The following is a 21,378-nucleotide window of genomic DNA, read 5'->3' as shown; positions in this document are numbered from 1 at the left end:
TCATCCAATACAAAATTTAAAGAAAAACTATGGCATTAGGAAGAGAGACACCAAGGCAGCGAATGATCGGTATATTGTACCTCGTTTTGCTTGCTATGCTCGCATTAAATGTACCCGATTCAATATTGGATGCCTTCAAAAATATCAACAACAGTTTAGAAACATCAAAATCCAACGTAAACAATTCCGTTCAACAATTATTCGCTGCTTTTGAAAGCACGAAACTAAAAGACGAACCGGATCGCGCAAAACCGATCTATGACAAGGCAAAAAATGCCCAAAAAATAGTTCAGGATCTCGATCAATATATCGGATCAATCAAAGACGAGTTTGTAAAACAAGGTGGAGGTTATGATGAAAAAACGGGCGACCTAGTCCGCCGGGAGAATGAGGACATCGTTCAAAATGTGATGATGAATGGAAAAAAAGGAGAAGAGCTGAAGAATAAAATTAGTGAGACACGCGCGAAGCTTCTTGCACTCTTGACTCCCGAAGAACAAAAATCAGTAACATTTTCTCTAGAGGCAAACGATCCCAGCAAGCCGGTAAACGGCAAACGCCGTTGGGAAGAAATTAATTTCGGTGGCGGCACCCCCTTAACAGCGGCAATGACAATCCTTACCAAGATCCAGACTGATGCGCAAAATGCGGAATCTGATATGGTGAAACTAATTTTAGGTAAAATGGATCAAGCAGTGGTAAACTTAGATAAGTTTGCTGCAGTAGCCGTTGCTCCTACTTCATACTTAGTACAGGGTCAGCCCTATACAGCTGAAGTATTTTTGACAGCTTATGACTCGAAATCAGAAACTGCAATCAGCGTAAATGGAGCAAATCTAAACGTCGTTGATGGTAAAGGGGTTTATAGCGTCCCTACAAACAAAGAGGGCCAGTTCACATGGACCGGCATCGTTAACGTAAAACAAACAGACGGTACAATCAAAGAATACCGCACGCCACAACAGACTTATCAAGTTGCACGACCATCGGCAGTTGTTTCACCCGATAAAATGAATGTACTTTATATCGGGGTGAATAACCCTGTATCGGTTTCGGCCCCCGGAACACCTACAAGTGGTATTAAAGTCAGCATGTCTGGCGGTAGTATCAGCGGGTCGAATGGTAAATACAATGTAAAAGTAACTTCGCCAGGTACCGCAAAAATATCCGTTTCAGCGGAGGTTGCCCCGGGTAAGACCCAAACGTTAAGTACCACCGAATTTCGGGTGAAGCGAATTCCGGATCCTGTGGCACAGTTTGCGGGAAAAACCGGCGGCTCGATGGCAACGGTAGCACTTAAAGCGCAGAAGGCACTTTTCGCAAAATTAGACAACTTCGACTTCGACGCCACCTTTCGGGTTACCAAATTTTCGATGATAATTGCGAAACCGCGAGCTGACGCGATTGTACTATCCACTTCGGGAAACAATTTGAGTGCATCAATGAGAACCGCACTTAGTAAAATCACCCCTGGAACACGCGTAATTTTCGATAACATCATCGCTGTTGGTCCAGACGGAACTTCGAGACAGTTAAATGCCGTTGCGTTGTCAGCGAACTAAACAATACGACTTTTCGATAAGCTAAGGGGGCTACTTGACGTAGCCCCCTTTTTTTCGCAATATGCTGCAACGCCACATGCGGCCTTCTATCCTGAAAGTACGAGAACGATCTCTCCATTATATTTCGACCTATTACCTCAAACACGCAGGAGCCTATTTTCAGCCTATTATGCGGACCGCAGCTAACGACTTACCGGTTATTCTAATACCAAATGCTGTATCTAAAAAAGTATCCAATCGTAAACGGCAAAAAAGATATCTAATGTGCTATATACCGATTCACCGTACGCTAATAAGGTGGCACCATCCGCCGTTACCGCACAAAAATGCCCCCAAAATGTCGCTAAACATGTGGGGGCATTTTTATGACCGAAACGTTCTCTTCGATCGAAATGAACCGAAAAGCTTTACAACTGCTCCTGGGAATATCCGCTCGGTTCTTCTCCGCTTGTTCCTTCTTCCTCAATAATACCTTCGGTACCTTCTTCTACCGGTTCTGTTTGTTGGAGAAGTTCTTCAAATTGCTCCTCAGACTGCTGCTGTTGACGGGCCTGGCTTTCTTGATGCTGTTGTTCAAGCTGCTCTCGACGCTGCTGCTCCTCTTGCTCAATCTTCTGATCACGTTCATAACCTTCTAAGTTTTCAGCATTGACACCTTTAGGCGTTTTCCAAAGCTTCTTTTTATAGGTATCTAGTTTGTCTGCAAGTGAAGCAGAATTATCTGTTTGAAGGCTATCCCCTCCTGCGTATTGTGCTTGTTGCAACATGCCTGGTGAGGATTCCCGAACAATCTTGCTTGCAAATTTACGTTGAACAAATAAATCATCCATTGTCATGTCATACAGACCACGGTCAGGATCAGATATATCCACTTTTACTAATGCATAGCGTAACTGCGGGAAATAAAGCCAAAACGCCGGAGTAGATCCCACCGATTGTGCCAGTTCCGCCGACGTAGTGATATCCATTAATGGTGCTACTCCAATGATGCGAGTTTCCAAGCGCCCGCGCTGTTTATCGAAGAAGATATCTTCCTTGATTCTAAATTTAGTAACCTTTTCAGGATTGAATTCATTCAATGCCATCCGCGAATCAATCTGATTACCTTCGTCATCGAATATAGGTATCAAAACAGAGTCTGCAAATCTAGCCATACCTTCACTTGCCGAAAGTTTACTTTTGAATGAATCATCTTCTGGACTATAAGGTGTTAATTTACCTTCTCCGATCGCTTTCATAATCACCTCCATCAAGGAGTTACCAGGCACTGCATAAATATAATTCCGTTGGTCCTTTAAGTCAATATCCCGCCAAACGCGCTTGTAAAAGCGGATGTTTTTCAAATTAACCTCAGGATAGGCAAATGGAACAGCATCCTCTAGGTTATTAACCTGGTAAAAACCATCCGTAGTAGGAATTGTGTCTATTAACATTTCCCCAGGCACGCTGTCGGCGTTAATCTGAGTTATCTGCTGAGAAATTCCTGAGGTATCCGAATTCGTTTGATATACGTCTTGTTCTATCGCTGTGGCAGCTGGTATTGTATCAATACTTTGGGCCATGATTGGAAGAGTTCCAAACGTCATTCCCATTACCATCATCCAATTTTTCATTTTTAATATCTTTAATTCTTTAACAAATCAGTTCCTAATATTTACGGGTTTTACTCTGGGTCGTCGGTAACTCAAACGCAGACATTACACACCGGAATCCTATATAGGAATGTGGTTCGTAATCCACCGAATAATTTCTAGTTTCACTATTCAGCTGCTCGCCATTATCCTTCCACGATCCACCACGAACCACTTTGCGTTTTAGCGCATCGGCATCATCATGATCAGCATCATAAAGGAGCACGGGGTTTAAATCGTTTACAAAGGCTACAGCAGACGGGCTATACGCGTCAAGTGTCCACTCGGACACGTTACCTGCCATATTGTATAAACCAAACTTATTAGGGGTATAGGATTTTACCGGCAGCGTAAAAGTTGCACCATCTCGCGAATAGGTCCCCTCTCCTTGTTTATAGTTAACAGCAAGTTTTTCTTTTCCTTCTTCACCTTCAACCGTGTAGCGTGTACTGGCTACGGTATCTCTAGGATCCAATTTCCCTTCAGCAGCGTATTGCCACTGCGCTTCGGTCGGAAGACTGAATGTTAGTTGGTATCCGCTCAAATAAGAATTTTTCATCACGTTGGCCATCATCTCTTTCCCGCGCCAGTCTGCATATGCCCTAGCTTGCAGCCAAGAGACACCTATCACGGGGTAATAATCAAACGACTGGTGCGTGAAATAATTGGCATCTAACGATGTCAGTTGTGCATTGGGAAAGTCCTTCGACCAAATGTCCTCTGCAGGAATTACCGAAACGGTATCGGTAACAAATTCCTTCTTTCGATTTCCTTTGCTTTTTAAGTACGCATAACGATATTTTACCGCATCGCCATTCAAAGAACGACTCGTTCCCTTCATGTCCAACATTGGTGCAATCCTTTCGGCAATCGACGGGTCAGAACTTCTCCAAATAGGTGAAATTTTCTTAACCTTTTTCCAATCAATCCGTCTGCCTTCACCATTTTCGCTGGCGACATCAAGAAAATACTGGTCATCGTTTAGATAATCGGTAACCGCTACGGAGTCTGCTACCCAGTTTACAAATGCACGATATTGTTTATTGGTTACTTCTGTTTCATCAATAAAAAAAGCACTCAAACTTATGTTTTTCCCCACATTACCACTGTCTAGGGACCCTTTAAATAAAATCGTGCCAGACGGTACATAAACCATACCTGGAGGCGCTGGCAATTTTCCATCTTTGAAAGCAGACACTTTGGGCGCATTATACATATTACTTGACGTATTACACCCTGCAACACTAACTAATAATGCCACACAGGCTGCTACACCTAGTCGATTTCGAAATATTCCTTTCATCTTTCGCGTAAATTTTTGAGTTTTAATTATGAATCTGGACTGTTTGTTCTTAATTTCTGTTAAATAATGCATATTTAACTCCTAAAGAAACATACCCGTAATGATCGTTTTTACTATTAATAACACCGTCTAGGTTGTCATTCGTAGTAATGGTGTGTTGATAATTGACATTGATTGCCCATTGCGGCCCATACAGTGTGCGCCCAAAAGGAATATCAACCCCAACATTAATCGGGACGACAAAATGAAAGCCATCCAAATCATCGGCGAATTCCTCAACAGATGGGGCGTAGATTGGTGAGATTGAATTCGTAATTGAATTTTTCATCATCCCGGCACCCGCTCCAACGTATATATTGGAAACAATTTTAGTAAACATACTTGCTTTGAGATTGTGGTAGCTATGATTGTCGCCCGTATCCATAAACTGACCAACCCTTACCTTAGCATTCAAATTAAAAGCCAGATAGTCATTCTTAAAATCACTGTCATACCCATTTCCGCTAAGTCTTCCTTTTTCTGCGTGGATACCCACGGAAGTATAAGGTGTTATTAATCCATCAACGTCTATATGTCCAGCAAAATTAGCTTCTACGTTTGCTAAGTCTGTCAGGTTAATTGTTGTTCCGGCTCCAACGCCAACGCTTACAGGTCTAGAAAACTGTGCTTGTGCCGATTTCAAACCACAAACTGCAAATAATAGTAGAGAAAAAATAGTTTTTTTCATTTTTAAAGATTCTTGTTAGCAATACATAAAATATAACAATGCCTACTTTGGTAACAAGAACCTTACCAAAGTATTTAACCGGGCATCCTTTGTCGAGCAATTCATTGCTACATCGTCGTTAGCCCGGTGCTCGGGTAATTCGGCAGCAATAAATTTATATTACGAAACGATATTAGCACCGTTTCATGTAAATATATTACCATTTCGAATTTTCGTATCTTTGTAAAAAAAATCAGAAGATGGCAGTAAAAATTGGCGAGAACATAGACTTAGGAGACTTTCCTTTATTGCTAGCTCCAATGGAAGATGTTAGCGATCCCCCATTTCGTTTCGTATGTAAACAAAATGGTGTCGACATGATGTATACCGAATTTATATCCTCGGAGGGCCTGATCCGTGATGCAGCCAAGTCCAGACAAAAGCTTGATATATTCACATATGAACGCCCTATAGGGATCCAAATTTTCGGATCAGATATCGAAAGCATGCGTCAATCGGCAGAGATTTGCACGGCTGCGCAGCCCGATTTAATCGATATCAACTACGGTTGTCCGGTAAAAAACGTTGCATGCCGCGGTGCTGGGGCAAGTTTGCTACAAGATATCGACAAAATGGTCGCCATGACCAAAGCAGTCGTCGATGCCACTAGTCTGCCAGTAACGGTAAAGACGCGTTTAGGGTGGGATGACAGCACGAAAAATGTCTACGAAGTTGCGGAACGGCTGCAAGATATAGGAATCAAGGCGCTATCGATACATGGCCGAACGCGCGCCCAGATGTATAAAGGACACGCAGATTGGACACTAATCCGTGATATCAAACGCAACCCTCGCATTCAGATTCCAATTTTTGGAAACGGCGATGTAGATTCAATAGAAAAGGCGGTTGCTTGGAGACGAGAATATGAGGTGGATGGCATAATGATTGGACGAGCTTCAATTGGCTATCCGTGGATTTTTCGGGAAATCAAACATTTCTTTAACACGGGAGAGCGGCTTGCTGGACCATCAATCGCCGAGCGTGTAGAGGTCTGTAAAACGCATCTAAGCAAATCAATTGAGTGGAAAGGCGACAAAACTGGGATATTCGAGATGCGCCGTCATTACGCGAATTACTTTAAAGGTATACCAAACTTCAAAGAGTACAGAACGCAGCTGGTGAGCTTACAGCGCTATGAAGAAATTATGGACGTGTTGCATGAAATTCAAGACAAATTCGCCGAGGAAGTCTTTGCCTATTAAACCCGGCAGCTATTTCCTTCGAGCAGTCAATATCCTGCGCAGAAATTTCCACTCTTGAAACGTGATAAATCCAATGTACCCCAGCATTAATAAATTCCCAGACCAGAAATTTCGATCGAACACGATATAATTGAACGCAATAATGCTACTACCTAATAACATGTGTGTTGCAATCTTGCTGACCTTGTAAGGTATGGCATAATAGCGCTGTCCCCAGAAATATGAAAGACCGACCATCACGAGATACGCGATACTGGTAACCAATATAGCCCCAACGTAGCTCATCGACGGAATAAATAGGCAACATAAGACAATCGTTATCACCGCCCCAATACCGGAAATATAAAGCCCATACTTGGTTTGATCGGTCAGCTTATACCAAATAGAAAGGTTCATGTATATCCCCAGAAGCACGTAATTAAATAAAATGATGGGAATATAGTTTAAACCTGACCAATATTTCTGCGATTCAACAGCATCCGCCCCTTTTATAAAATATTTTAACCATTCAATATTCATAGACAGGCCTACCATCACCAGCATCATTGCAATAACAAAATACTCCATAATCATCGCATATACAACCCGTGCATTCCCATTTTTCGCATAGGAAAAGAAGAATGGCTCTGCACCTAAGCGGAACGCTTGCACAAAAATACTCAAGAACACAGCAATTTTCGCGATCGCACCATAAATCCCCAAATCACGTTCGCCGATCCCTTCGGGTAAAAGCGAGGGCATTAATATTTTATCGAGATGTTCGTTGACTATAAACGACACATTGGCCACAAAAACAGGAAAGCTGTAATTAAACATTTTCTGCATTAGAACTTTATCAATTTGAAGCGTAAAGGAGCGCATCTCGGGAATAAGCAGCAGTAGGGTAATAAAACTGGCGACCAAATTAGATAGAAAAACATACCCCAGCCAGTTGGGTCTAAACCAAGCGAATGAGGATTGGTATTCGGGGAAATGTGTAAAAAACCAAGGCACGATCACCAAGAACAATAAATTAAAGCCCACGAACAGTAAAATATTAACGGTCTTTAATGCCGCATAACGAATCGGTCTATTCTGTGAGCGTAGTTTGGCAAACGGCACCACAGCCAATGCATCCACGGCTAGCGTAAGCCCTACGCACAATATATAAACGCGATAATCCGACACGGACTGTATCCCTTGGAGACCAAACCAATCGGCAATCGGATCAAGAAAAACCAGCAGGGTCACAAGGAGTACGCCACTAGTAAAAATTGTGATCAGAAAAGTGTGGTTAAATACTTTTGGTTTGTCCTTGGCGTCTACTTTTTGGAGGTACCTGAAATAGGTCGTCTCCATCCCAAAAGCCAAAAAGGCATTTATTAACGCGGCCCAGGAATATAGATTTGTAAAAATGCCATATATTGTCGTGTCGAACTTTCTTATGAAAAGTGGGGTGAGGATAAAATTCAATAGCCGTGAGACTATCGTTGATAACCCATAAATGGCAGTATCATTCAGAAATCGCTTAACTACAGACACGGTTGCTCTATTATTTTTTCTTTCTTAGGACGGCGAAGTTTTGAAAATGCTGAAGGACACTCTCGGTGTGGTCAACAGATGTTACTTCTGCCCGGTCGGTCCCTTCGTGACAAAACTCTAAAAAAGATCCTAACGCAAAGTCATCGCCTTCGGCTTCAATATAAACACTTCCATCGGTATTATTGCGCACGAACCCTTTTACACCGAGCTGATCGGCCACTGCTTTGCAAGTATCTCGAAAATAAACGCCTTGTACCTTCCCCGTTACCGTTATAACATAATGCTTCATCACAAACAAATGTATAAAGAATAATTGAACAAATTAGACGATTCGCCGCAAGCTAACGCGTTCAGTGAGCCGGAGATTATTCATGCCCTCCAAGAGAACTAGGCCGGGTTTTTTACCCACTTCGATCGACCCGATCGTATCTGCAAAACCTAATGCCTCCGCCCCGTTGATAGTTGCCCAGCGCAGAACTTGCAAGAAATCAAGATGATCGAAATTCGCCAAAAGTACTTTAAGCTCACTAAGAACATCTAGGCTATCATTAGAAGCAAGGCTATCGGTTCCCACAAGCATGCGCGCTTGATCCGGAATAAAGTTAAGTAACTTGGGTAATTTACCTTCGATATATAAGTTCGCTTTCGGACATATGCAATAAAAAACATCTTGCCCTTGCCGGTTAATAAAGTCTAGATCTTTGAGCGATGTATAAGTGTCATGGACCAAAATAACCTTATTGCTTTTGGGCAGATGTGGCAGATACGATTGGATAGAATTACGAGCCTGGGCCTTAAACGCGGACGCGTCAAACCCCATTTCATCGTAAAAATCTAAAAACTCACCAGTCCGATAACGGAAAAGTTTATTCTCCTCTTCGCTTTCTTGGTTATGAATACTCAGTATATTATCCTCCTGGATCGCATTGCGAAAGGCTTTAAAAAGATCTTTAGAGCACGAATAAGGAGCATGAGGTGTTATTGACGTATGATCCGAATCAAAGTAAAATTCATTATCTCGTGCTAGGTCGATGCGGGTCTGAATGTCCTCTTTACGCATAGCCATCACCTCGACAAAAGTATGATAATATATGGGACTACGTGATTTAACATCCGCCGATAACCTGGTATTAACATGGTCACCTACAGCCTGAATTCCATTGGAAAACATTTTTTGATCGGCAAGTTCAATTTCAGATAAAATCGTGTCTTGCGAAGTTTCCCTGAACTTCATCACCTGTGCTAAAAACTTCGGCAGCCCCTCTCCGCGCACTGTTTTACCTAACATATGCGACAACTCGATATGGCAATGTGCATTCACAAAACCGGGAATCAATACACCTTCGTAAAATTCTATTTCGACGTTCTGCACGGCTAAATCATCGTCTTTATATAATCCGACAACTACGCCTGATTCATCAATAGCCACCACACCTCGTTTTATAAAATTATCCGTAACGGGAACGACAATATTAGCGGATATATACCTCATTTTGTTATACTAAACTTATTTTTTCTGAATTACAGCGTACGATATCAAAAACTAAGCCACGATAATATATCGAACGAATAACCAGGTTAATATCCCGGCTATATTGTTTTTTTAACCACAGCTCTACCGCCACACATAACATATTAATAAATTTAATCAATGCGAGAACCAACCAGTTTTTGTCAATCCAGTTTAATTCCTTAGCTTTGCCTCATCATTAGGGGTGCCTTGTTTTTTTAACACGAATTAAGGCTGAGAATATACCCAGTTTCACAACAACGTGAGACGCACCTGATCCAGATAATGCTGGCGTAGGGAAGGTTAGTTAAATCACAAAAGTTGGTATGAACCCCTTAATACCAGCGAGTTTAACACATGTATTTTTCAAATTATGTTTAAGTATTGGATCCTGACGCTTAGTTTAGCGCTCATCAACATCGTCGCCTCGGCACAACAACGATTCGAAGTAAACGTTCATTCTTACGATGGAAAACCATTACAAGGAGCCACGGTCGAATTACAAAATCAAACCAAAGCAACTAATGCAAATGGTAAAGCAATTTTTGATAAAATCGACACAATCGCAAGCCTTATCAGCGTACGTTTTCTGGGGTACGCGCCCTACCACAAGCGAGTAACGCTCGCTAATCTATCAGCAATTGATATCGAGCTTCAATTAGAAAACCGGCACACCGGCGAAGTATATGTACTTGCGACCCGTGTGGGTGAGAACGCAGCCAGCACCTATAAAAATATTTCAAAGGAAGAGATACAAAAAAACAACCTTGGACAAGATCTGCCCTACCTGCTCGACCAAACGCCATCGGTCGTCGTGGGCTCGGATGCCGGAGCTGGTATTGGATACACGAATATTACAGTGCGCGGTTCTAACAATCAGCGGATCAATGTGACACTCAATGGCATTCCACTAAATGATGCAGAGAGTATGGGGTCGTTTTTTGTGAACCTTCCTGATTTTGCCTCAAGCACACAAAGCATACAGATCCAGCGAGGTATTGGGACATCCACCAATGGTGCCGGTGCATTCGGCGCTTCATTAAATATACAGTCTGATGAACTCGACTCCTTACCAAATGCCGAACTGAACAATACATTTGGCTCCTACAACACGTGGAAAAACACCGTCAAGGTGGGATCCGGACTTATCAATAATAAATTCGCCCTCAATGCGCGGCTTTCGAGAATCAGCTCTGATGGCTATATCGATCGGGCAAGTTCAGACCTAAAATCATTCTACGTCGACGCGGGCTACTACGGAGCAAAACATCAATTGAAAGCAACAATCTTTTCTGGTAAGGAAAAAACTTACCAAGCTTGGGACGGTGTTCCTGAAGAAATGCTCGAAACAAACCGCCGGTACAACGGTTTTGAATATGAAAATCAAACCGACAATTACACCCAAACACATCACCATCTTCATTACAGTTATTTTGCTTCGGAAAATACCACATTCAATGCAGCACTTCATTACACCAAAGGAGCCGGGTATTACGAAGAATACAAAACCGAGCAGAACTTCGAGGCATATGGACTCCAACCAATCGATATAGATGGAACAATAATCTCGACAACCGATTTGATCAGAAGACGTTGGTTGGATAATCATTTCTACGGGACCGTGTTTTCCATGAACCATACGTTCAATGCGCAACACAATCTCATAATCGGTGGCGCTATCAATCAATATCGCGGTGATCACTATGGTGAAATAATCTGGGCGCAATATGCCTCAGACAGCAAAATTAACGACAAATATTATTTTAATGACGCCGAAAAAAATGACGCAAACATTTATGGTAAATGGAACGGCAATTTTGGGAAGCTACGTCTGTTCGCAGATTTACAGTATCGATTCGTCGATTACACTTTTCAGGGGTACAACCGCAATCGAGAACTCACGGACGTGAATATAAAACATCATTTTTTCAACCCTAAAGTAGGAACTACATTTATTCTTTCGCCGCGTTCCAACCTCTATCTTTCTTATGCTTTTGCGAACAAAGAGCCGGTCCGCGACGACTATGTAGAATCCGTGGCAAACGCACGTCCTAAGGCCGAGAAAATGCATGACATCGAAGCGGGATATCGTTGGCAAACTGACGCCATACAAATAGGTGCAAACCTATACGGCATGTTTTATAAAGATCAACTCATATTAACTGGTCAAATTAATGATGTCGGCGGATCGATTCGCGAAAATGCCCCTGAGAGTTACCGATTGGGTTTCGAATTTGACGGCGCATGGCAAATTAAACCTAAATTTTTGTGGAAAGCAACGGCGGGACTTAGCGATAATAAAATCAAAAACTATCAGGAATATCTCACCGTAATGGATGAAAATTGGAATGAAACGGGCGACCCGCAGGTAGTTAAAGAATATCCTTCTACAACGATATCATTCTCTCCATCTGTGGTATTATCCAATGAATTTTCGTACAATCCATATACACCGTTCCATATTAGCTTGTTGAGCAAGTACGTTTCCCGGCAATATCTGGATAACACCGCCCAGACCGCCCGTAGCGTCGATCCGTTTTTCGTTAATAACTTGCGCCTTAGGTATAGTTTTTCCATGTGGGGCTTCAAGAATATTGATGCAAACCTTGCGATCAATAACATTCTGGATGAAAAATACGAATCGAACGGATATACGTATGGTGGCATTACACCCACGAACGAGCGCCTATACGCTAATGCATATTACCCGCAAGCGGGAACAAATTTCCTATTAGGATTGAATATCCAGTTTTAAAAGCGGATACAAAAGCGCCGTTGCCCAACGAGTCGACCACCTTGTTGGGCAATGGTAATTCTTCAGCCAAGCTGTAATTTAAACTCCCAAGGTTTTTTAATCAAAGATAAATCTGCTATTTTGCGGCATGAGAGCAGTAATCCAGCGTGTCAATCATGCTTCATGTACCGTAGAGGGAATAGCCACGGGAACGATCAAGCATGGCCTTGTGATATTTCTAGGGATTGAAGACCGAGACGATCATACGGACATTAGCTGGCTCGCGAATAAAATCGTGAATATGCGAATATTCTCTGATGAGCAGGGACTGATGAATAAGTCGATTCTCGATAGGAATGGCGAAATACTACTTATCTCACAGTTCACCCTTTTCGCCCACACGAAAAAAGGAAATCGCCCCTCCTTCATTCGCGCTGCAAACCCCGAATTCGCTAAAACACAATATCAAATGATGGCGACCACACTCAACAATTTGCTTAAAAAAGCTATTCAGCTTGGCCGTTTTGGAGCCGATATGAAGATCGATTTAGAGAACGATGGGCCTGTGACAATCATCATGGATACTAATGACAAAGACAACTTTTAAAATTACCAACATGACTATTAAACAAGCCCAGAGGCTTATCGATAAATGGATCAACACGACGGGGATCCGTTACTTCAATGAATTAACCAATACCGCAATCCTCATGGAAGAAGTTGGTGAAGTAGCGCGAATTATGGCACGAAAATACGGCGAACAATCGTTTAAAAAATCTGATGAAGAGGTCGATCTCGCTGATGAAATGGCTGATGTGCTATTTGTTTTAATGTGCTTAGCAAATCAAACTGGGATAGATTTAACGGAGGCTCTTGAAAAAAACTTAGAAAAGAAATCTATTCGTGATTCCGATCGTCATAAGAACAACGAAAAATTAAAGTAGTATAGCGAAACTTCCGAATAGCACTAACTAGTGAAAATGTCTTCCTTGTGAACGCTTTAAGGGGAAACCTTCCCCTTCTTTACCCCTATTGGAGAATCTTTTTAAAAAAAATACACTCAAATTCTCACAACGCTCAGTTACACAAATTATTGTTAACGTATTTTATCAAATAATTAACATATTTTTCAATAAAGTAAGCGGTTTTTTATTAAAAGGAGACGATTTACAGAATAAGTTTCGGTATGCTTTCACGTGGTTCTACTAACGGAATAGCGCTTTAGAGTACTACGCAGCCAGTCTAAGGCACGAATCCAAAAGGAGATTTAAAATATCCAGAAAGCGCGCCTATCGAACCTCCACTTTGTTCAAAACCAACCCACAATTTAAATTCTTTAAATTTGTTTTATATATTTAGGGCAATTATCAGGGTATAAAATACAAAAATTTCGTACGCCGAATTATTAACTACTTACTAACATCACAATTAAACCCACCAGGGGTAGATTGTAGATTACAATTCACTTAACTAACAACTTTTATGAAACAAAAGCTACTCTGTACTCTTTTGCTTTGTATCCTCTTTATTGGGGGATCATTTGCACAAAATCGAGTCGTAAAAGGGCGCGTAACGGCCCAAGACGATGGTCGCCCAATCTCTGGAGTGACTATTAAAATTCAAGGAGATGGTTTCGCCACTCAAACCGACAAAAATGGAGATTATTCGATTGTTCTTAGTCAAAATGGAAATGTTTTGGTTTTTTCCGCGGTTGGATTTCTGGAGCAAAACATCAATTCAGGCTCCCAAACAACCATCGACGTCTCATTAGTAAACTCCGAGACTTCATTAGACGAGGTCATCGTTGTCGCCTATGGAACAGTAAAAAAAGAGGACTTTTCAGGTTCTGCTGTTACATTATCATCTAAAGACCTTGATAAACGACCTTTGTCCAACCCTTTATCGGCATTACAGGGATCAGGACCGGGGGTGCAAACAGGTACCCCGAGTGGGACACCCGGCTCAAGCCCAACAATTCGTATTCGTGGGATAGGTTCGTACTCTTCGAGCAACAGCCCTTTAATCGTCGTCGATGGTATTGAGTTCAATGGAGGAATGGCCAATATAAATCCCGATGACATCGAAAATATTTCGGTACTAAAAGATGCTGCAACGACCACAATGTTTGGATCACGAGGGGCAAACGGGGTTGTCATGATAACTACCAAACGAGGAAGTGAAGGTAAAGCAGGTCTCGATGTCAAAGTACAACTAGGGACTAACACGAACGTATTGCCTGGGTACAATACTGTAAATGCCGGTGAGTACTATCAGTTGATGTGGCAAGCAATGAAAAACTCATACCATTATAATAATGGAGTTCCTTCCGATGTAGCTGCGCAACTGGCTTCTGGAGTATACGGGCGCAATGCAGATGGCAAACAAATTTATGATGACCAGACTTTTGATGATTTGATCGAATTTACGGGAAACTATAACGCTTTCAATACTCCGAACAGTGAGTTAATAGGCCTTGATGGCCGTTTAAATCCAAACGCCACTTTAAAATACGGAGACGATTTAGATTGGTTGGAACAGAGCTCAAAAACAGGTCGGCGGAACGAATACGGAATCACCTATAATACCGGATTTAAGAACTCAGACATTTACACCTCATTCAATTTCCTTGATGAAGAAGGCTGGGCGCTGCGTTCAGACAGGCAGACATACAGAGCTAGGTTAAATGCCAATACCGAAATTAACAGCTGGTTACGAGGCGGCCTAAATATGACAGGATCTCATTACTCTGGCAACTCAGCCAACACAGGAACCGGAATAGTAAACCCATTTTACTTCTCACGGTCAATTGCACCGATTTATCCGGTATATGTCCATGATCAAACAACAGGAGAATTTATTTTGGATGAACTAGGAGATAGAGTTTTCGACTACGGAAATCTTTCTGCACAGTATGGCATTTCTCGACCTTTTAATAGCGGACGCCACTCGATTGCTGAGAACCTATGGAACATAGACAAAAGTAGCGGTGATTTAATTACCGCTAGAACATTTTTCGATGTTAAATTATTACCGTGGCTGACGTTCACGACTAACCTAAGCGCCGACATATATAATACAACATCGACAGAGTATGAAAATACAATTGTCGGCGACGGTGCACCAGCAGGTAGAATGTATCGCAACGCTTATCGTACCTACAATTATTTGTTTAACCAGTTGCTACAGGCAAACAAAGTAATAGGTGATCATAGCATCGAAGCAACAGCAGGGCACGAATACAACTATTACAAATACTCGGGCATCTGGGGGCGGAGACAAGGTGAAGGATTTGAAAATTTCTATGTTTTCTCAAACTTTACTGACATTACGGGCTTAGGCGAGAGTTTATTTGAAAAAACCTTAGAAAGTTACTTCGTTCGTGCAAACTATGACTACCAAAAGAAATATTACTTTAGCGGTTCATTACGCTACGATGGTGATTCCAAAATACCTGCACACAATCGATGGGGTATGTTCTGGTCTGTCGGCGGCGCATGGAGGCTGGACCAAGAAGATTTCGTAAAAGATTTAGCTTGGGTCGACCTATTCAAATTAAGAGCTTCATATGGCGCACTTGGGAATAATGCCTTTTTAGATAGCGATGGGGATGCCGTATACTATCCGTATCAACAGGGATATTCAATTTCGAATAATGGATCTTATTCAGGAGCTGTTTTATCTAATATAGGGAGTGCGGACCTAAAATGGGAAGTTCAAAAACCATTTGATGTGGGCGTCGATTTTGGTTTTTTAAACAATCGTATCACAGGTACTTTTGAATATTACACCAAGTTAGGATCAGATTTACTATATGAAGTAAATCAGCCTTATCACAATGGAGGGACGACTGATGGATCCTATTCTATTTATAAAAATGTGGGTAATATGCGGAATTCAGGCTTTGAATTCTCAATAACGGGTAATATAATCCGTAAGGAAAACTTCAATTGGAATTTGACTTTAAATGCTAGTACCATAAAAAACAAAATAACGAAAATGCCGGAAGAGAGCCCAGAAATCGTATCTAGTCCGTATAAAAGAGCTGTCGGGCACTCCATGTATGATTATTATACGCGCGATTTTTACGGAGTAGATCCGGAAAACGGAATGGCACTTTATCGTGGTATCGACGAGGGCGTAACCATTGATCCTAATGCAGACAATTATGCAGATAATTTCAAAATAATTGGTACCGACACATTAACGTATAATCAAAACTATGCAAAACAAGGTTGGATTGGCAAATCTGCTCTTCCCACAGTCTATGGTAGCATTGTGAACCAATTTTCGTATAAAGGTTTTAATTTAGGTTTTGTGATGACTTACAGTGTCGGCGGTTGGGCGTACGACAGCCAATACGCTTCATTCATGTCCTCTGGAAGCACTAACGGCAGCAATCTTCACAAAGATCTATTAAATGCGTGGCAACAACCTGGCGATATTACTGACGTCCCTCGTATGGATTTAAGTCGTACTAGTCAACACGGAGCCACATCAAGTAGATTTCTTACACGAGCAGATTATTTCGGACTTAGCTCAATAAACATGAGCTACACCCTACCTTCGACTTTCTTAGGGAGCACAGGTATCAAGCGTGCGCGTATTTTTGCTAGTGCAGAAAATGTGTTTTTTGTTACAGCGAGAAAAGGAATGAATACATTCTCTAGCATCACGGGGGTTCAAGGCACGTCGTCTTACTCTCCGGCGCGTGTAATTAACTTTGGTATTAATTTCGGTTTATAAATTAAAAGCGATTCAAAATGAAAATTATAAATAAAAAAATATCCACCTACCTATTGGGAGCTGCATTAATAAGCAGTGGAATAACTGGTTGTAATAAAAAGCTAGAACTTACACCAACGTCAATCATTTCTCCAGAGACGGTCTTTGCAACAACATCTAATGCTATGGCCGCGGTAGATGGAATTCACAAACTATTATACAGTCAATGGTACGGAAACCAAGCCAATGGTGGTCAAAGTGGAAATATGATCTGGATGGAAGTCTTAGGTGAAGATTTGGTGATGACGGCCGCGGGTAACGGGTGGTTCAACTCAGAATATAAATGGCAAAGCCATGTAAGTGCATCTGCAAACATAGTAAGGGATAACTACGGTATGTATTATGCTGTAATAGGTAATGCAAATTTAATTATTGCTAATATTGATAATGCTGTCGGTACCGACGAAGAAAGAAACTTCATAAAGGGACAGGCATATGCTTACCGTGCGTGGGCATACTATCAAATGGTACAATTGTATGGGAAACGATATGAAAAAGGAGGAAACAATTCGGGACTAGGAATTTCTTTAATAGTCGAACCTAGCGAGATTGCCGTACCACGATCAACAGTTGAAGAAACCTATACACAAATAAATCAAGATATTGACGAGGCAATTCGTCTTTTATCATCGAGTACCGAACGGCCGCACAAGTCTCATTTAAATATTAATGTTGCAAAAGGAATAAAAGCTCGAGTTGCTCTAACACAGCAAAACTATGAACTCGCGGACCAATTGGCCAAAGAAGCCCGTACAGGATTTTCTTTGATGGACAAAGTACAATATGCGGCCGGTTTTTCAAATATTGAGAATCCAGAGTGGATATGGGGAATTCAGCACCGGGCAGATCAGACGACTTATTTTTATGGCTTTTTTGCTTACTTAGGCAACTTTAGCTCCACGAACACCAGAGGAAATCCTAAAGCGATAAATTCATTGTTATATAGCCATCTTTCCGAGACAGACATCCGCGCTACTTTGTGGGACCCGACAGGAAAAGATCCCGATTTCAAGATCGCCTCGGGTGGGGCTCGCTATCCTTACATGACACAAAAATTCGTGCTCGCTGATGCCTCGAATAGTGCAGGAGATCTCGGTTTTATGCGTGTAGCAGAAATGTACCTAATCGAAGCAGAGTCCAAAGCAAGATTAGGTCAAGACCTACAAGCGAGAGAAATTTTAAATGAGCTAATTACAACTCGAGACTCTGAATATGAAACAAACTTGAGAGGGGAAAGTCTAATTGACGAAATTTTAATACAACGTCGATTGGAACTATGGGGAGAAGGTTTCCGTTTTTACGATTTAAAACGCCTCAACCTCCCTCTCTCTCGATTAGGTGCTAACCATAACACGACCCTTGCTTTAGTCATGGAAGTTCCAGCTGGTGATTCTCGATGGCAATTCCTAATTCCGCAAGGTGAGATAGATCGGACGTTGGGTGTTGTAGTACAAAACCCGTTAAATTAATTTACAGTAATTTTATTAAAAGGCAATAGCGAGCATTACTCGTTATTGCCTTTTTTCATGAATATACGACGCAATATAACGCGCACGTTACTCTTATCAATCAAACTGGACAATAAGATCGGCATTTACAGCCAAATGGTCTGAAAGGTTCGATTCTGAATGACGCTTATAATCCTTCCACGTAAATTTAGTATGACCGGCAACCATAATATAGTCGATCTCGTTTTTGGGCTCTACATTTGGATGTGTGGGTCCATTACTGGATGTATTGCGAACAAAGGATCCTTCAAGTTTTTTAATTGGGGCACTATCGGGCGTCGCATTCAAATCACCTACCAATATTAGCGGACGCTTATACCAATCGGCCAATTCCAGAATATGATCGACTTGAGCAAGTTTATTTTCATTTTTTAGATCCAGATGCGTATTCGCAAATGAAATAATTTTCCCTGAGGAAAGTTGGACATCTACTATCGCTAATGACCGCTGCTCACTAGCAACCGGCATAGGTAGGTCGTAACGCCGCCGACCAACAATCTTATGTTTTGAAAGGATTAAGGTTCCATATTGACCATTTTCCATGTCAATACCTTTGGAGAAAAAATAGTCCATCCCTGTTAATTCAGCCAATGCTTTAGCTTGATCGATCATATTTGATCTAGACAATTTCACATCAACTTCTTGAATACCAATAATGTCCGCGTTAGTTTCCAAAATGAGTTTAGCAACCGCTTCCAGATCGATTTCCCCCGGTTTTCCTGGTGGATTACCGTGATGAATGTTATAGGACAGCACACGTATACGCTCCTGCGCGAGCGCGGCTGTTAAGGTTGAAATCAATAGGCTGAAAATTATGAATATCCGCTTAGGCATTTATGAAAAAGTTTAATGTTCGCAAGTGGTTTGACGATGCTATTTCTGCACCGACCATCCAATATTTGATATTCCTTAAATTTAGGCTAACAAAATGGAAAAAACTAACATTTAACTTATATTTACCCACATGAAAAGGTTCTCATCCATTATAATTGTATTTTTTCTGCTCGTTTCCTGCCAAACGCAGCGCGTGCAGAAGACAGAAGCATCCAAGGAGTATGATAATGCTGCCGTCATAACGGCGCATCCGCTGGCCTCGAGTGTAGGGGTAGATATTTTAAAAAAGGGTGGTAATGCTATTGATGCGGCCATCGCCGTTAAATTTGCTCTTGCCGTCGTCTACCCCAATGCAGGAAATATCGGTGGTGGAGGTTTTTTGATTTATCGCGGTAAAGATGGAGAGAAAGCGGCATTAGATTTCCGCGAAAAGGCACCAGCACTTGCCCATCGCGACATGTACCTGGATTCTGCGGGCAATGCTATTACTAGATTAAGTTTAGATGGACACCTGGCTACCGGCGTTCCCGGAACAGTTGCCGGAATGCAAGAGGCGCATAAAAAGTATGGGTCGCTCAGCTGGCAAGAGCTTCTTGCTCCGGCGATCGAACTAGCAAATACCGGTTTTAAGATCACTGCACTCCAAGCAAAAGAATTCAACAACTATCAAAAAAGATTCAAGCAATTTAGCACGCCTGGAGCAGCAATCATCCGCGATCAACCATGGAAAGAAGGCGATTTGTTTACGCAAACACATCTCGCTAATACGTTAGGTTTAATTGCTAAGAATGGCCGAGACGGCTTCTACAAAGGATCGGTTGCCGATGATATTGTCGCAGAAATGAAACGAGGAAAAGGACTGATTTCGCATGATGATCTCGAAAACTACCAAGCCATATGGCGTAAACCGATTGTCGGTGATTACAAAAACTACACAATCATCTCCATGCCCCCTTCTTCAAGCGGCGGTGCCGCCCTCTTAGCGCTACTGCAATCCGTAGAACAATACCCTTTGTCCCAATGGGGCTTCCAGTCGGACAGCACGATACGTGCGATGGTGGAAGCAGAACGCCGTATTTACGCTGACCGGGCTACACATCTTGGTGATCCAGATTTTTATGATGTCCCAATAGAGTATTTAACCAACAAGAAGCTTAACCAGGAGCGCATGTCGAAGGTAAGCCTAGAAAAAGCAACCCCAAGTTCAGCGGTCAGCGCGGCAAAATTCCCCGGTTATGAATCTGAGGAAACTACGCATTTCAGTATTGTCGACAAAGATGGCAACGCCGTATCATTAACAACAACCTTAAATGGATCTTATGGGTCAGGTGTATGGGTTGATGGTGCCGGATTCCTCTTAAACAATGAGATGGATGACTTTTCCGCAAAACCGGGATCACCCAACATTTACGGCCTTTTAGGAGGAAAAGCTAATTCCATACAACCCGGAAAAAGAATGCTCAGCGCAATGACGCCAACTATAATCGAAGAGGACGGAAAACTCAAAATGGTAATTGGAACTCCGGGCGGGTCAACAATCATTACATCGGTCTTCCAAGGTATTCTAAATACACTTGAATTCGGTATGTCCGCACAGGAGTCCGTTAGCGCTCCGCGTTTTCATCACCAATGGCAACCCGATCGCATTGACGTGGAAACGGGGGCACTCTCAGACGATATTCGAAAAAGCTTAATAGAAGATGGATACACTATACATAAACGCGGATCAATCGGCCGGATGGAAAATATAATTATATTACCTAACGGCAAACGGCAAGCTGGAGCCGATCCTCGCGGCGACGATACTGCCGCTGGTTTTTAATAACAAAGGAGTCCAAATGGACTCCTTTGTTATTAAAAACACGATCACTGCCGCTGCGCACGAAAAACGTTAGATCTTTAGGTATATTAAAAGGAGCATTTACAATATGCTGAGAAAAAAAATTCCTAAATTTAACTCTAGGTAACAAATATCATTGACTAAAAATTGTAATCATAAGCGTGCCGGTCATATTTTAGATATAA

15 protein-coding genes and 1 riboswitch are annotated in these 21,378 nt (G+C 41.9%); of the genes, 8 read left to right on the top strand and 7 right to left on the bottom strand.

Annotated features, from left to right (window positions below):
• Nucleotides 1–29: 29 nt before the first annotated feature.
• Nucleotides 30–1,562, top strand: a complete 1,533-nt coding sequence (gldM, locus tag FM107_RS18510) for a gliding motility protein GldM (protein WP_086949964.1) — start codon at nucleotides 30–32, stop codon at nucleotides 1,560–1,562.
• A gap of 407 nt (nucleotides 1,563–1,969) precedes the next feature.
• On the opposite strand, the gene gldN is transcribed toward gldM, so the two are convergent.
• Genes gldN through FM107_RS18495 form a run of 3 tightly spaced genes read right to left on the bottom strand, consistent with a single transcriptional unit; the run spans nucleotide 1,970 to nucleotide 5,223 of the window.
• Nucleotides 1,970–3,175, bottom strand: a complete 1,206-nt coding sequence (gldN, locus tag FM107_RS18505; RefSeq protein WP_086949963.1) for a gliding motility protein GldN — start codon at nucleotides 3,173–3,175, stop codon at nucleotides 1,970–1,972.
• 34 nt (nucleotides 3,176–3,209) lie between these two features.
• Nucleotides 3,210–4,496 (bottom strand): SUMF1/EgtB/PvdO family nonheme iron enzyme, encoded by a 1,287-nt coding sequence (locus FM107_RS18500; protein ID WP_179204544.1) that lies wholly within the window; start codon nucleotides 4,494–4,496, stop codon nucleotides 3,210–3,212.
• Between the two features lie 49 nt (nucleotides 4,497–4,545).
• The gene (locus FM107_RS18495; RefSeq protein WP_086949961.1) at nucleotides 4,546–5,223 is read right to left on the bottom strand and encodes an outer membrane beta-barrel protein; all 678 of its coding nucleotides are present in this window, start codon (nucleotides 5,221–5,223) and stop codon (nucleotides 4,546–4,548) included.
• 239 nt (nucleotides 5,224–5,462) lie between these two features.
• Between FM107_RS18495 and dusB the strand changes: the two genes are divergently transcribed.
• On the top strand, nucleotides 5,463–6,464 hold the full coding sequence (gene dusB, locus FM107_RS18490) for a tRNA dihydrouridine synthase DusB (protein ID WP_086949960.1): 1,002 nt from the start codon (nucleotides 5,463–5,465) through the stop codon (nucleotides 6,462–6,464).
• A gap of 9 nt (nucleotides 6,465–6,473) precedes the next feature.
• Here the strand turns inward: dusB and FM107_RS18485 are convergent, their stop codons facing one another.
• Genes FM107_RS18485 through FM107_RS18475 form a run of 3 tightly spaced genes read right to left on the bottom strand, consistent with a single transcriptional unit; the run spans nucleotide 6,474 to nucleotide 9,477 of the window.
• Nucleotides 6,474–7,985: a lipopolysaccharide biosynthesis protein gene (locus tag FM107_RS18485; protein ID WP_086949959.1), complete on the bottom strand. Its 1,512-nt coding sequence runs from the start codon at nucleotides 7,983–7,985 to the stop codon at nucleotides 6,474–6,476.
• A gap of 10 nt (nucleotides 7,986–7,995) precedes the next feature.
• Nucleotides 7,996–8,274, bottom strand: coding sequence for an acylphosphatase (locus FM107_RS18480; RefSeq protein ID WP_086949958.1), 279 nt, complete (start codon nucleotides 8,272–8,274; stop codon nucleotides 7,996–7,998).
• A 33-nt stretch (nucleotides 8,275–8,307) separates the two neighbouring features.
• Nucleotides 8,308–9,477, bottom strand: a complete 1,170-nt coding sequence (locus tag FM107_RS18475) for an amidohydrolase family protein (protein ID WP_086949957.1) — start codon at nucleotides 9,475–9,477, stop codon at nucleotides 8,308–8,310.
• A gap of 209 nt (nucleotides 9,478–9,686) precedes the next feature.
• Nucleotides 9,687–9,813, top strand: a riboswitch (TPP riboswitch).
• 55 nt (nucleotides 9,814–9,868) lie between these two features.
• Between FM107_RS18475 and FM107_RS18470 the strand changes: the two genes are divergently transcribed.
• The 5 genes from FM107_RS18470 to FM107_RS18450 all read left to right on the top strand — a co-directional run bounded on the left by FM107_RS18470 (nucleotide 9,869) and on the right by FM107_RS18450 (nucleotide 18,480).
• Entirely contained in the window at nucleotides 9,869–12,250 is a 2,382-nt protein-coding gene (locus FM107_RS18470) for a TonB-dependent receptor (RefSeq protein WP_086949956.1), read from the top strand.
• A 127-nt stretch (nucleotides 12,251–12,377) separates the two neighbouring features.
• Nucleotides 12,378–12,836, top strand: coding sequence for a D-aminoacyl-tRNA deacylase (dtd, locus tag FM107_RS18465; protein ID WP_086949955.1), 459 nt, complete (start codon nucleotides 12,378–12,380; stop codon nucleotides 12,834–12,836).
• A gap of 10 nt (nucleotides 12,837–12,846) precedes the next feature.
• Entirely contained in the window at nucleotides 12,847–13,173 is a 327-nt protein-coding gene (locus tag FM107_RS18460; protein WP_086949954.1) for a nucleotide pyrophosphohydrolase, read from the top strand.
• A 538-nt stretch (nucleotides 13,174–13,711) separates the two neighbouring features.
• A complete protein-coding gene (locus FM107_RS18455; protein ID WP_086949953.1) occupies nucleotides 13,712–16,972 on the top strand; it encodes a SusC/RagA family TonB-linked outer membrane protein in 3,261 nt (1,086 codons plus the stop codon).
• Nucleotides 16,973–16,989: 17 nt separating this feature from the next.
• Nucleotides 16,990–18,480, top strand: a complete 1,491-nt coding sequence (locus FM107_RS18450; protein ID WP_086949952.1) for a RagB/SusD family nutrient uptake outer membrane protein — start codon at nucleotides 16,990–16,992, stop codon at nucleotides 18,478–18,480.
• 96 nt (nucleotides 18,481–18,576) lie between these two features.
• Here the strand turns inward: FM107_RS18450 and FM107_RS18445 are convergent, their stop codons facing one another.
• A complete protein-coding gene (locus tag FM107_RS18445; RefSeq protein WP_086949951.1) occupies nucleotides 18,577–19,353 on the bottom strand; it encodes an endonuclease/exonuclease/phosphatase family protein in 777 nt (258 codons plus the stop codon).
• A gap of 130 nt (nucleotides 19,354–19,483) precedes the next feature.
• On the opposite strand from FM107_RS18445, the gene ggt reads away from it, so the two are divergent.
• Nucleotides 19,484–21,175: a gamma-glutamyltransferase gene (ggt, locus tag FM107_RS18440; RefSeq protein ID WP_086949950.1), complete on the top strand. Its 1,692-nt coding sequence runs from the start codon at nucleotides 19,484–19,486 to the stop codon at nucleotides 21,173–21,175.
• Nucleotides 21,176–21,378: the final 203 nt, after the last annotated feature.

The organism is Sphingobacterium sp. JB170 (assembly GCF_900163865.1).
Lineage (GTDB): Bacteria > Bacteroidota > Bacteroidia > Sphingobacteriales > Sphingobacteriaceae > Sphingobacterium.
This window is presented reverse-complemented; position numbering and strand designations above follow the sequence as displayed.

Coding starts and splice junctions, on each gene's coding strand:
- FM107_RS18480 (WP_086949958.1), bottom strand. CDS start 8,274: ATGAAGCATTATGTTATAACGGTAACGGGGAAGGTACAAGGCGTTTAT.
- FM107_RS18500 (WP_179204544.1), bottom strand. CDS start 4,496: ATGAAAGGAATATTTCGAAATCGACTAGGTGTAGCAGCCTGTGTGGCA.
- FM107_RS18450 (WP_086949952.1), top strand. CDS start 16,990: ATGAAAATTATAAATAAAAAAATATCCACCTACCTATTGGGAGCTGCA.
- FM107_RS18475 (WP_086949957.1), bottom strand. CDS start 9,477: ATGAGGTATATATCCGCTAATATTGTCGTTCCCGTTACGGATAATTTT.
- FM107_RS18495 (WP_086949961.1), bottom strand. CDS start 5,223: ATGAAAAAAACTATTTTTTCTCTACTATTATTTGCAGTTTGTGGTTTG.
- dtd (WP_086949955.1), top strand. CDS start 12,378: ATGAGAGCAGTAATCCAGCGTGTCAATCATGCTTCATGTACCGTAGAG.
- ggt (WP_086949950.1), top strand. CDS start 19,484: ATGAAAAGGTTCTCATCCATTATAATTGTATTTTTTCTGCTCGTTTCC.
- gldN (WP_086949963.1), bottom strand. CDS start 3,175: ATGAAAAATTGGATGATGGTAATGGGAATGACGTTTGGAACTCTTCCA.
- gldM (WP_086949964.1), top strand. CDS start 30: ATGGCATTAGGAAGAGAGACACCAAGGCAGCGAATGATCGGTATATTG.
- FM107_RS18470 (WP_086949956.1), top strand. CDS start 9,869: ATGTTTAAGTATTGGATCCTGACGCTTAGTTTAGCGCTCATCAACATC.
- FM107_RS18460 (WP_086949954.1), top strand. CDS start 12,847: ATGACTATTAAACAAGCCCAGAGGCTTATCGATAAATGGATCAACACG.
- FM107_RS18455 (WP_086949953.1), top strand. CDS start 13,712: ATGAAACAAAAGCTACTCTGTACTCTTTTGCTTTGTATCCTCTTTATT.
- FM107_RS18445 (WP_086949951.1), bottom strand. CDS start 19,353: ATGCCTAAGCGGATATTCATAATTTTCAGCCTATTGATTTCAACCTTA.
- dusB (WP_086949960.1), top strand. CDS start 5,463: ATGGCAGTAAAAATTGGCGAGAACATAGACTTAGGAGACTTTCCTTTA.